At 71.2% G+C, this 13,967-nt stretch carries 1 protein-coding gene and 1 pseudogene; one reads left to right on the top strand and one right to left on the bottom strand.

The genetic code is table 11. The features are described 5' to 3' along the window. Position 1 precedes the first annotated feature (1 nt). The gene (locus tag SY91_RS30200) at positions 2 to 460 is read right to left on the bottom strand and encodes a (2Fe-2S)-binding protein (RefSeq protein WP_011549039.1); all 459 of its coding nucleotides are present in this window, start codon (positions 458 to 460) and stop codon (positions 2 to 4) included. A gap of 737 nt (positions 461 to 1,197) precedes the next feature. Between SY91_RS30200 and SY91_RS35545 the strand changes: the two are divergent. Then, positions 1,198 to 13,912 (top strand): annotated as a pseudogene (locus SY91_RS35545) (autotransporter-associated beta strand repeat-containing protein). Positions 13,913 to 13,967 lie beyond the last annotated feature (55 nt).

The raw sequence follows: 13,967 nt of genomic DNA, 5'->3' as shown, positions 1-13,967 counted from the left end.
CTCAGGCAAGCGCGCTGGCCGCATCGTGAATCGCGGCGCGGATGCGCTGGTAGGTCGCGCAACGGCACAGGTTGCCGGCCATCGCGCGATCGATGTCGGCGTCGGTCGGTGCCTTGTTGCCGCGCAGCAGGGCGGCCGCGCTCATCATCTGACCGCTCTGGCAGTAGCCGCATTGCGCGACGTCGTGCCGGAGCCACGCGTCGAGGACGGCCTTGCCGAGCGCATCGTCGGCGAGATGTTCGGACGTCGTGATGCGCGCACTGCCGACCGCCGACAGCGCCAGCGTGCAGCTTCGGGCCGCCCGGCCGTCGACATGAACGGTGCAGGCGCCGCAGTCGCCAGTGCCGCAGCCGAACTTGGTGCCGGTCAGCCCGAGGTTGTCGCGCAGCACCCAGAGCACCGGCGTCGACGGATCGGCATCGATCTCGGCCGGCCGGTTGTTGATGTTCAACGTCACCATCGTGAAGTTCTCCCTTGGACACCTCGTTATCGCCCGCGAATCGGAAAGGCAATGCGGCGGATCTGAATCAATTAAAGCAGATCCGGTAAAAAGTCGGCATCCGGGAATTTGATTTTTTTGCCTTTCTTAATGATTTGCGTGATTTACTTAAAGAGAATCATTTTCATCTCGGGGGAAAATTAGTTAATCGAGATGAAAGAATGTTGAGATTTGCCAAAAAAATATCCGGCCCATGGAAAACGTTTGCGAGTCGAGCCTATATTTGTCTCGCGATCACGCCTGGAGACATGAGAATCGGACGGCAGGTACTGACGAACGGGTAGGCGGGGCGACGGCGGTACGGTTGTCCGACCGGGCAGGTCCGGCGTTTGATTGTCGGGCGGAAGGCTTCATACATACGGGATTTCGGCGGGGAGGCGGTGTTGGCCTGCAGGGACGAACGGGGCTCGACTGTGCTCCCCGGGGCAGTGCTTCCGGCTATATGAAAACAACTGTTTCTGATTAGCGAAAAACTTACCGGGTGACGAAGGGGACTTAAAAGTAAAATATGCCGATTCAATAATTCTCATCGATTCATTCTCATTTGTTTTTAATCCAGCCAACCACTCCGGATTGGTGGCGGGGCGGTATTTTTCGAAAAAAACATCGAATAGCGAATTCCAGTATTTGTCTTCGGCATTTTAAATGCGTCGAGGCAATACCCGGTGTCGTCGATTCTCTTATGGGAAGGTGTGATTATGCGTATGCGCATGGGCTCGAACAAAAAGCGCGCGGAAGCACGTCCGAAACTCCTCGTCCCGACCGGCATGCTGGTCGCGCTGGTCGGCGCCGGGATCGTCCCCGTTGACGCGCTGGCCGCCTGCACCGGAACGACGACCGTCAGTTGTACCGGAGCCACCACGTCCTATTCGAACGGCACCAATAATCTCAACCTGACCGTTGCGCCGCTCGCGACCGTATCCGTGGTGCCGTTGCTCGGCGGCACCGCGCTGTCGCTGACCGGCAGCGGCGTCACGCTGACCAACAACGGCAGGATCGACCCCGCGTTGTCCGGGTTGAGCCTCGTGTCGAACGGCACGGTGGTCGGCAATATCGGGTCGGCGAGCACCGTCAACGTCACGAACGCCAGCTCGGGCGTGATGATGGGGTCGACGAGCTCGCTGCTCAACGGGCCGGCGTTGACGGTATACAACGGCACGGGCGGCACGACGAACATCACGAATGCCGGCACGATCGGTACGACCGGCTTGCTGGGCTTCAGCGCCGGCCCGACCGCGCAGGTCGTGACCACGTCGGGCGGCGCACAGGTCAACTTCACCAACGCGAGCGGCGGCGCGATCAACGGTTCGGTGGTGCTCGCGCCCAGCGGGACGCCGGGCGCGGGGAACACGTTCACCAACGCCGGCACCGTCACCGGCAACGTGTCGCTGGGCGCGGCCCTCGGCACGTCGAACACGTTCAATGCGCAGACCGGGTCGTCGGTCGGGCTCGGCGTCGATGCCGGGCTGGGCGGCAACAACACGCTCAACCTGCAACTGAACACGACTGTCGGCAGCCCGGCGAACGGCACCATTGCAGTCGATACGTACGGCAACTTCAACAACCTCGGCGTGCAGGGCGGCACGTGGGACCTCACCGGCGCATCGACCGCGACGAACGCGTCGCTGACCGGCGGCACCGCGATCGTCCACGACGCCGGGGCCCTGGGCACCGGCACGATCGTCGCCGGCGGCGGCACGCTCGAGGCCGGCACGGCCGGCGTGAACCTCCTCAACAACGTGGCGCTCGGCACGAGCCTGACGGTCGACGGCGCGAACGGGCTCGCGTTGTCGGGCACGATCGGCGGCGGCGGTGCGCTGAACGCGAGCGGCACCGGCACGCTGACGCTGAACGGCGCCAATTCGTTCACGGGCGGAACGAATCTGACGGGCGGCGGCGGGCTCGTCGTCGGCACCGGCACGGCGCTCGGCACGGGCGCGCTGAACGTGAGCAGCGCGGGCGGCACGCTCGGCACCAGCATCGGCGGCACGTTGCTCGGCAATGCCGTGAATATCGACGCCGGCGTGACGCTCGGCCTGAACGGTTCGGCCAACCTCGGCCTCGGCGGCACGATCGCCGGCAATGGCGGTCTTGCGCAAACCGGCGCGGGGACGACGACGCTGCTCGGCGCGAACACGTTCTCGGGCGGCACCGCGCTGAGCGGCGGCGGGCTGATCGCCGGCACCGGCGCGGCGCTCGGCACCGGCGCGCTGCATGTGACCGGCGCGGGCGGCTCGCTGGGGACCAACGTCGGCGGCACGCTGCTCGGCAATGCGGTGAATCTCGATGCTGGCGCCACGCTGGGCCTGAACGGCGCGGCCGGCCTGAGCCTCGGCGGCACGATCGCCGGTAACGGCGGTCTCGCGCAAAGCGGCACGGGCACGACGACGCTGCTCGGCGTGAACACGTTCTCGGGCGGCACCGCGCTGAGCGGCGGCGGGTTGATCGCCGGCAATGGCGCGGCGCTCGGCACGGGGGCGCTGAACGTATCCGGCGCGGGCGGCACGCTCGCGACGAGCGTCGTCGGCACGCTGCTGGGCAATGCGGTGAACCTCGGCGCGGGCGCGACGCTCGGCCTGAACGGCGCGGCCGACCTGAGCCTCGGCGGTGCGATCGGCGGGAGCGGCAGCCTGGCGCAAACCGGTGCCGGCACGACGACGCTGCTCGGCGCGAACACGTTCTCGGGCGGCACGGCGCTGAGCGGCGGCGGGTTGATCGCCGGCAACGGCGCGGCGCTCGGCACGGGCGCGCTGAACGTATCCGGCACGGGCGGCACGCTCGCGACGAACGTCGCTGGCACCGTACTCGGCAATGCAGTGAATCTGGGTGCGGGCGCAACGCTCGGTCTGAACGGCGCCGCCGATCTCGGCCTGAACGGCGCGATCTCGGGCGCGGGCGGCCTGGCGCTCGGCGGTACCGGCGCGACGACGCTGTCCGGCGCGAACACATTTACGGGCGGCGCGAGCCTGACGGGCGGCGGCAGCCTGATCGTCGGCGGCAACACGGCGCTCGGCGTGGGCGGCGCGTTGAACGTGAGCGGCCTCGGCGGTTCGCTGAGCGCGGATCTGGCTGCCGGCGCGGCACTCGCGAACGGCATCAACCTGAACGGCGCATCGCTGACGCTGAATGGCGCGAACGACCTCGGCCTGAGCGGCGCGATCGGCGGCACCGGCGGTCTCGTGCTGAGCGGCACGGGGACGACGACGCTGTCCGGCGCGAACACCTTCGGCGGCGGCACGACGCTGAGCGCCGGCACGCTGCTCGCCGGCAGCAATACGGCGCTCGGCAGCGGCGCGCTCAACGTCGCCGGCGCGGGCGGTGCGCTCGGCGCGAGCGTGAACGGCATCGCGCTGGGCAACGCGATGAACCTCGGCGCGGGCGCGACGCTGTCCTTGACCGGCACGCACGATCTCGGCCTGAACGGCGTGATCGCCGGGAACGGCGGTCTCGCGCAAATCGGCTCGGGCATCACGACGCTGACCGGCGCGAACACGTTCTCGGGCGGCACGACGCTCGCCGGCGGCGGCATCCTCGCCGGCAACGGCGCGGCACTGGGTACGGGCGCGCTGAACGTGACCGGCGCGGGCGGCTCGCTCGGCACGACCGTCGGCGGTACGGTGCTCGGCAACGCGATCCAGCTCGGCGCGGGCGCGGCGCTGACGGTTGGCGGTGCGAACGATCTCGGGCTGGGCGGGATCATTTCCGGTAGCGGCGGCCTGTCCGTGAACGGCCCGGGTAGAACGACGCTCACCGCGGCCGAAACGTTTACCGGCGGCACCACGATCGGCAGCGGCACGCTCGCGATCGGCGCGGGCGGCAGCCTTGCCGCGTCGAGCCCCGTCAACCTGACCGGCGCCGGTGCGCAGTTCAATATCAGCGGTGCGACCACGCCGCAGTCGATCGGCACGCTGTCGGGTGTCGCCGGTTCGACGATCGATCTCGGTGCGAACCACCTGACGCTCGCGGGCAGCGGCAGCGGCGTCTTCGCGGGCAACATCGGCGGGGCGGGCGGGCTGACGCTTGCCGGCACCGGCTCGCAGGCACTGACCGGCAACAACACGTATGCGGGCGGCACCGCGCTGACGGGCGGCGGCCTGGTCGTCGGCAGCGGCGCGGCGCTCGGCCTCGGCGCACTCGACGTCAACGGCTCGGCGTCGCTCGGCGCCAGCGTGCCGGGCGTGACGCTCGGCAATGCGGTCAATCTCGGCGCCGGTGTCACGCTGGGGTTGAACGGCGCGAACGATCTCGGCCTGAGCGGCACGATCGCCGGCAACGGCGGGCTCGCGCAAACCGGCACCGGCACGACGACGCTGCTCGGGGCGAACACGTTCTCGGGCGGCACGACGCTGAGCGGAGGCGGACTGATCGCCGGCACCGGCGCGGCGCTCGGCACCGGCGCGCTGAATGTGAGCGGGGCGGGCGGCACGCTTGCCACGAACGTCGCCGGTACCTTGCTCGGCAACGCGGTGAACCTCGGCGCGGGCGCGACGCTCGGGCTGAACGGCGCGGCCGATCTGAGCCTGGGCGGCGTGATTGCCGGCAACGGCGGCCTCGCGCAAACCGGCAGCGGCACGACGACGCTGCTCGGGGCGAACACGTTCTCGGGCGGCACGACGCTGAGCGGTGGCGGCTTGATCGCCGGCAATGGCTCGGCGCTCGGCACGGGCGCGTTGAACGTGACCGGCGCGGGCGGCTCGCTCGGCACGAACGTCGGCGGCACGGTGCTCGGCAACGCGGTGAATCTCGGCGCGGGCGCGACGCTGACGGTCGGCGGCGCGAACAATCTTGGCCTCGGCGGCGCGATTTCGGGCGGCGGCAATCTGTCGGTCAGCGGCCCGTCGATCACGACGCTCACGGGGCGGGCAGCTACACCGGCAACACGACGATCGGCAACGGCAGCACGCTCGCGGTGGGTGCCGGCGGCAGCCTGTCGGGCGGCAGCCTGTTCGATCTGGCCGGCGCGGGCGCGACGCTCGACCTGAGCGCGGCCACGTCGCCGCAGACGACGGGCGGGCTGGTCGGTACGGCCGGCGCGGCGGTGAATCTCGGCGGCAATACGCTGACGCTCGGCGGCTCCGGTAACGGCACGTTCGGCGGCACGATCGGCGGTGCGGGCGGGCTGACGCTCGCCGGCACCGGCACGGAAACGTTGACGGGCACCAACACCTACACCGGCGGCACACTGATCAACAGCGGCACGCTGGCGATCGGCGCGGGAGGCAGCCTGGCGGCAGGCGGCGCGGTGAATCTGGGCGGCGCCGGCGCGACGTTCGACCTGAGCGGCGCGGCGCTGCCGCAGGCGATCGGCACGCTGTCGGGGGTGGCCGGTTCGACGGTGAACCTCGGCGGCAACGGCCTGACGCTCGGCGGCGCCGGCAGCGGCACGTACGGCGGCACGATCGCGGGCGCAGGCGGCAGCTTGACGCTGTCGGGCACGGGCACCGAAACGCTGAACGGGGCCAACACGTACACGGGCGGTACGAACCTCGCCGGTGGCGGCACGCTGGTCGCGGGCAACGGCTCGGCACTCGGCACGGGCGCGTTGAACGTCGCCGGCGCCGGCGGCACGCTGGCCGCGAGCATCGCCGGCACGACGCTGAACAACGCGGTGAATCTCGGCACCGGTTCGTCACTGACGCTCGGCGGCACGAACGACCTGGGCCTCGGCGGCATCATCGCCGGCGGCGGCAGTCTCGCGCAAACCGGCAGCGGAACGACCGCGCTCACCGGCGCGAACACGTACACGGGCGGTACGACGCTCGGCGCCGGCGGTCTGTCGGTCGGCAGCAATACGGCGCTCGGCACGGGCGCACTCACCGTCACCGGCAGCGGCGGCGCGCTCAGTGCGAGCACGGCGAACCTGCTGCTGGCGAACGCCGTCGATCTGGGCATCGGCTCGACGCTGCATCTCGGCGGCGGGTTCGACTTCGGCCTGAACGGGACGATTTCCGGCGCGGGCGGCGTGGTGCAGTCCGGCGCGGGCACGACCACGCTCGGCGGCGCGAACACCTACGGCGGCGGGACGACGCTGAACAGCGGCGGACTGAGCGTGGGCAGCAATACGGCGCTCGGTTCCGGCGCGTTGAACGTGACCGGCAACGGCACGCTGAACGCCAGCGTGAGCGGCACGACGCTCGGCAACGCGGTGACGCTCGGCGCGGGTGCGACGCTCGGGCTGAACGGCGCGAACGATCTCGGCCTGAGCGGCACGATTTCCGGCAGCGGCGGGCTTGCGCAGACCGGTGCGGGCACCACGACGCTCACCGGCACGAACACCTATGACGGCGGCACCACGTTGAGCGGCGGCGGGCTCATCGCTGGCAACGGCAGCGCGCTGGGCTCCGGCGCGCTGAACGTGACGGGCGCGGGTGGCTCGCTCGGCACGAGCGTGGCCGGCACGACGCTCGGCAATGCGGTGAATCTCGGCGCGGGTTCGACGCTGACGGTTGGCGGTGCGAACGATCTCGGGCTGGGCGGCGGGATTTCGGGCAGCGGCGGTCTGTCGGTCAGCGGCCCGTCGACGACGACGCTCACGGGCGTGAACACCTACACCGGCAACACGACGATCGGCGGCGGCAGCACGCTGGCGGTGGGCGCGGGCGGCGGCCTGTCGGCGGGCAGCGCGCTCGACCTCGCGGGCACGGGCGCGACGCTCGACATCAGCGCGGCGACCACGCCGCAGACGAGCGGCATGCTGTCCGGCGTAGCGGGCACGAACGTGAACCTCGGCGGCAACACGCTGACGCTGGCCGGCGCCGGCAACGGCAGCTATGCGGGGACGATCGGCGGCACCGGCGGGCTGACGATGGCCGGTACGGGAACGGAAACGCTGACCGGCACCAACACGTACACCGGCGCGACGACGATCAACAGCGGCACGCTGGCGATCGGCGCAGGCGGCAGCCTGTCAGGCAGCAGCCCGGTGAATCTGGCCGGTGCGGGCGCGACCTTCGACGTCAGCGGCGCGACCACGCCGCAGACCACGGGTACGCTGTCGGGCGTGGCCGGTTCGACGGTGAACCTGGGGGCAACAACCTGACGCTCGGCGGCACGGGCAGCGGCACGTACGGCGGCACGATCGCGGGCGCGGGCGGCAGCCTCACGTTGTCGGGCACGGGTACCGAAACGCTGACGGGCAACAATACCTACACGGGTGGCACGAATCTCACCGGCGGCGGCACGCTGATCGCGGGCAGCGGCTCGGCGCTCGGCACGGGCGCGCTGAACACGAGCGGCGCAGGCGGCACGCTCGGCACCAGCGTGGCCGGTACGACGCTGACCAACGCGATCAATCTCGGTTCGGGCTCGACATTGACGGTTGGCGGTGCGAACAACCTGGGTCTCGGCGGCGCGATCTCGGGCAGCGGCAACCTCGCGGTGAATGGTCCGTCGACGACGACGCTCACCGGCGCGGGCACGTACACCGGCAACACGACGATCGGCAACGGCAGCACGCTGGCGGTCGGCGCGGGCGGCAGCCTGTCGTCGGGCAGCGCGATCGATCTGGCCGGCGCGGGCGCGACCCTGGACGTGAGCGCGGCCACGTCGCCGCAGACCACGGGCACGCTGTCGGGCGCAGCCGGTTCGGCGGTGAACCTCGGCGGCAACACGCTGACGCTCGGCGGGTCGGGCAACGGCACGTTCGGCGGAACGGTCGGCGGCACGGGCGGCTTGACGCTGTCGGGCACCGGCACGGAAACGTTGACGGGGACCAACACGTACACCGGTGCGACGACGATCAACAGCGGCACGCTGGCGATCGGCGCGGGCGGCAGCCTGTCAGGCAGCAGCCCGGTGAATCTGGCCGGTGCGGGCGCGACCTTCGACGTCAGCGGCGCGACCACGCCGCAGACCACGGGCACGCTGTCGGGCGTCGTCGGTTCGACGGTGAACCTCGGCGGCAACAACCTGACGCTCGGCGGCACGGGCAACGGCACGTACGGTGGCACGATCGCGGGCGCGGGCGGCAGCCTCACGTTGTCGGGCACGGGCACCGAAACGCTGACCGGCAACAATACCTACACCGGCGGCACGACCCTGAGCGGCGGCGGCACGCTGGTGGCGGGCAACGGCTCGGCGCTCGGCACGGGGGCGCTGAACACGAGCGGCGCAGGCGGCACGCTGGCCGCGAGCACGCCCGGCACGACGCTCGGCAACGCGGTGAATCTCGGCGCGGGTTCGACGCTGACGGTTGGCGGTGCGAACAATCTGGGTCTGGGCGGCGCGATCGGCGGCAGCGGCAACCTCGCGGTCAATGGTCCTTCGACGACGACGCTGTCGGGCGCGAATACCTACACCGGTAGCACGACGATCGGCGGCGGCAGCACGCTGGCGGTCGGCGCGGGCGGCAGCCTGTCGTCGGGCAGCGCGATCGACCTGTCGGGCACGGGTGCGACGCTCGACCTGAGCGCGGCGACTTCCGCGCAGACGACCGGCGCGCTGTCCGGCGGCGCGGGCACGAACGTCAACCTGGGCGGCAATACGCTGACGCTCGGCGGCGCGGGCAGCGGCACGTACGGGGGCGTGATCGGCGGCACGGGCGGGTTGACGCTGTCGGGCACCGGCACCGAAACGCTGACGGGCACCAACACCTACACCGGCGCGACGACGATCAACAGCGGCACGCTCGCGATCGGCGGCAACGGCAGCCTGTCGTCGAGCAGCCCGGTCAGCCTGACGGCGGCCGGCGCGACGCTCGACCTGAGCGGCGCCGCGTCGCCGCAATCGACCGGCGCGATCTCGGGTGTGGCCGGCTCGACGGTGAACCTGGGCAACAACAACCTGACGCTCGGCGGGTCGGCCAGCGGTACCTATGCGGGCAACATCGCCGGCACCGGCGGCGTGACGATGTCGGGCACCGGCACGGAAACGCTGACGGGCAGCAATACGTACACGGGCGCCACCACGATCAACAGCGGCACGCTGGCGATCGGCGCGGGCGGCAGCCTGTCGGGGACGACGCCGGTGAGCCTGACGGGTGCGGGCGCAACCTTCGACCTGAGCGGCGCGACCACGCCGCAGACGACCGGCACGCTGTCGGGCGTGGCCGGTTCGACGGTGAACCTGGGCGGCAACAACCTGACGCTCGGCGGGTCGGGTAGCGGTACTTACGACGGCACGATCGCGGGTGCTGGCGGCAGCCTGACGCTCGGCGGCACGGGCACCGAAACGCTGACCGGAGTCAACACGTACACGGGCGGCACGAGCCTGACCGGTGGCGGCACGTTGATCGCGGGCAATGGTTCGGCACTGGGCACGGGCGCGCTGAACACGAGCGGCGCGGGCGGCACGCTCGGCACCAGCGTGGCCGGCACGACGCTCGGCAACGCGGTGAACCTCGGCGCGGGGTCGACACTGACGGTTGGCGGTGCGAACAATCTCGGCCTGGGCGGCACGCTCTCGGGCAACGGCAATCTGGCGGTGAACGGCCCGTCGACGACGACGCTCACCGGCGTCGGCACGTACACCGGCAACACGACGATCGGCAACGGCAGCACGCTGGCGGTCGGCGCGGGCGGCAGCCTGTCCGGCGGCAGCGCGGTCGATCTGGCCGGTGCAGGTGCGACGCTCGATCTGAGCGCGGCCACGTCGCCGCAGTCGACGGGTGCGTTGTCGGGCGTCACGGGGTCGACCGTGAACCTCGGCGGCAATGTGCTGACGCTCGGCGGCTCGGGCAGCGGCACGTACGGCGGCACGATCGCCGGCACGGGCGGCAGCCTGACGCTGGCGGGCACGGGTACCGAAACGCTCAACGGGACGAACACGTACACGGGCGGCACGACCTTGAGCGGCGGCGGCACGCTGCTCGCCGGCAACGGTTCGGCGCTCGGCACGGGCGCGCTGAACACGAGCGGCGCGGGCGGCACGCTCGGCACCAGCGTGGCCGGCACGACGCTGACCAACGCGATCAATCTCGGCGCGGGTTCGACGTTGACGGTTGGCGGTGCGAACAATCTGGGCCTGGGCGGCGCGATCGGCGGCAGCGGCAACCTGGCGGTGAACGGCCCGTCGACGACGACGCTCACCGGCGCGGGCACGTACACCGGCAACACGACGATCGGCAACGGCAGCACGCTGGCGGTCGGCGCGGGCGGCAGCCTGTCGGCCGGCAGCGCGGTCGATCTGTCGGGTACGGGCGCCACGCTGGATCTGAGCGCGGCCACGACGCCGCAGACCACGGGCGCCGTGTCGGGCGTGTCGGGTTCGACCGTGAATCTCGGCAGCAACACGCTGACGCTGGCCGGTGCCGGTAACGGCACGTACGGCGGCACCGTGGCCGGCACGGGCGGCTTGACGTTGTCGGGCAGCGGCACGCAAACGCTGACGGGCAACAACTCGTACACCGGTGCGACGACGATCAACAGCGGCACGCTGGCGATCGGCGCGGGCGGCAGCCTCTCCGGTAGCAGCCCGCTGAGCCTGACCGGTGCGGGCGCGACCTTCGACGTCAGCGGCGCGACGACGCCGCAAACGACAACCGCGCTGTCGGGCGTCGCCGGTTCGACGGTGAACCTGGGCGGCAACAACCTGACGCTCGGCGGGTCGGGCAGCGGCACGTTCGGCGGCACGATTGCCGGCACGGGTGGCAGCCTGACGTTGGGCGGCACGGGCACCGAGACGCTGACCGGTCCGAACACGTATTCGGGCGGCACGAACCTGACCGGTGGCGGCACGCTGGTCGCGGGCAGCAACACGGCGCTCGGTACCGGCACGCTCAACGCGAGCGGTGCGGGCGGCACGCTGGCAGCCGGCACGCCGGGCACGACGCTCGCCAATGCGGTGAACCTCGGGACGGGGGCGACGCTGACGGTGAGTGGCCCTAACAGCCTCGGCCTGACCGGCGCGATCTCGGGGAGCGGCACGCTCGCGGTCAACGGTCCGGCGACGACGACGCTGTCGGGGGCGAACACCTACACCGGCGGCACGAGCGTCACCGGCGGCGGCACGCTGCTGGCCGGCACGCCGACCGCACTCGGCAGCGGCACGCTGAGCGTCGGCGGCACCGGCGGCACACTCGGGGCCAGCGTCGCGGGCACGACGCTCGGCAACGCGGTGAATCTCGGCACGGGCTCGACGCTGACGGTCGGCGGCGTGAACAACCTCGGCCTGAGCGGCCCGATCTCGGGCGGGGGCAACCTGGCGGTGAGCGGCCCGTCGACGACGACCCTCGGCGGCGCGAACGTGTACACGGGCAACACGACGATCGGCAACGGCAGCACGCTGGCGATCGGCGGCAACGGCAGCCTGTCGGCGGGCAGCGCCCTGACGCTGGCCGGCAACGGCGCGACGCTCGACGTCGGCGCGGCCACGACGCCGCAGACGGCGAGCGCGTTGTCGGGCGCCGCCGGTTCGACCGTGAATCTCGGCGGCAATACGCTGACCGTGGCCGGTCCGGCGGGCGGTTCGTTCGGCGGCACGATCGCGGGCACCGGCGGCTTCGCGGTGCAGGGCGGCGGCACGCAGACGCTGACCGGCGCCAACACGTACACCGGCGGCACGACGATCGGCAGCGGCAGCATGCTCGCGCTCGCCGGTGCAGGCAGCCTCGCGCCGACGAGCCCGGTGATCCTCGCGGGCAGCGGCGCGACGCTGAACCTGGCGGCCTCGGCCGCGCCGCAGTCGATCGGCACGCTGTCGGGTACGACGGGTTCGACCGTGAATCTCGGCGCGACGCCGCTGACGGTCAATACCGCCGGCACCAGCTCGTTCGCGGGCACGCTGTCGGGTACCGGCCCGCTGACGCTGGCCGGCACGGGCGCGCAGGTGCTGAGCGGGACGAACACGCTGTCCGGGCCGACGAACGTGACGGGCGGCACGCTCGCCGTCACCGGTTCGCTGGCCAGCTCGCCGGTGACCGTCGGCAGCGGCGCGACCGTCACCGGGACGGGCACGATCGGCGGCCTGGTCGTGTCGGGCGGCGGTACTGCATCGGTGCTCCAGCTCGGGCAGCCGCTGAAGGTCGCGGGCAACGCGACCTTCCAGCCGGGCTCGACGCTGCAGGTCGGCGCCACGCCGCAGCAGAGCGGCGGCCTCGACGTGACCGGCTCCGCCACGCTCAACGGTGGGTCGGTGCAGGTCGTCGCGGCGACCGGGCAATACCAGCCGGGCAAGCTCTACACCATCGTGAATGCCGGCGCGGGCGTGCAAGGGCAGTTCAGCGCGGTGAACTCGACGTATGCGTTCCTCACGCCGACGCTCACGTACAACCCGGCGCAGGTACTGATGTCGCTGGCGCCGAACGGCACGCCGTTCTCGTCGGTGGCGACCACGCCCGACGGGCAAGCGGTGGCGGGCGCGGTCGGCACGCTCGGCGCCGGCAACCCGCTGTTCGATACGGTGCTGACGTCGGATGCGACGACCGCGAACCGCGCATTCACGCAACTGGCCGGCGATCTGTATCCGAGTACGCGCAGCGTGCTGCTGTCGGACAGCCGCTACGTGCGCGACGCGGTGCTCGATCGCGCGCGGCTCGGTTCGCAGCCGGGCGGCGCGTTGTGCGGATGCGAGGCGCCGGTGTCGGCGGACGACCATGCGGCGGCGCTCGACCGGCGCATGGCCGCGGAGAACGGCTGCACGCCGGCCAAGTCGTACAAGCCCGCGGTGTGGGGCCGGCTGTACGGCTCGCATAGCCGGTTCAACGGCGACGGCGTCGCGTCGATCGATCGCAACCTGTACGGCTTCATCGTCGGCACGGATGCGGAAGTCAGCAGCCACTGGCGCGTCGGTATCGCGGGCGGCGCGTCGCGCAGCCAGCTCAATACCGACCAGAACGAGTCGGCGAAGGTCAACGGCGGGACGATCGCGCTGTACGCCAGCGGCCGATACGACGCGTGGAACGTGCGCGGTGGCGTGTCGCAGTCGTGGTACCGCGTGCATAGCGAGCGCAATCCGTCGTTCGGCAGCTTCGCCGACCACGATACCGCCAGCTACGACGCGAACGCGACGCAGGTGTTCACCGAGATCGGCTACTCGACGGCCATTCGCAACGTCTCGCTCGAACCGTTCGTCGGGCTCGCGTTCGCGAGCCTGCACACCGGCGGTTTCAAGGAGAACGGCGGCGCGGCGGCGCTGCAGGGCGATTCCGACACGACGGGCCTCGGCTTCTCGACGCTCGGCGTGCGGGCCTCGACCGACGTCGCGGTCACGACGAAGGGCAAGGTCACGGCGTTCGGCACCGTCGGCTGGCGGCATGCATTCGGCAATACGCAGCCGGCGTCGACGCTGTCGTTCGCGAGCGGCGGTTCGCCGTTCAGCGTGACCGGCGTGCCGGTCGCGCGTGATGCCGCGGTGCTCGAGGTCGGCGTCGATGCGGCCGTGACCAAGAACCTGTCGCTCGGCCTGTCGTATAGCGGCCAGCTTGGCGGCCACATCAGCGATCACGCGTTGTACGGCAATCTGTTGTGGAAGTTCTAAAGGGAGGGGCGACGGCCGCTCGCGATGAAGTCGTCGTGAGCGGCCGATCGTTTAT

The organism is Burkholderia cenocepacia (assembly GCF_014211915.1).
GTDB classification, from domain to species: domain Bacteria; phylum Pseudomonadota; class Gammaproteobacteria; order Burkholderiales; family Burkholderiaceae; genus Burkholderia; species Burkholderia orbicola.
This window is presented reverse-complemented; position numbering and strand designations above follow the sequence as displayed.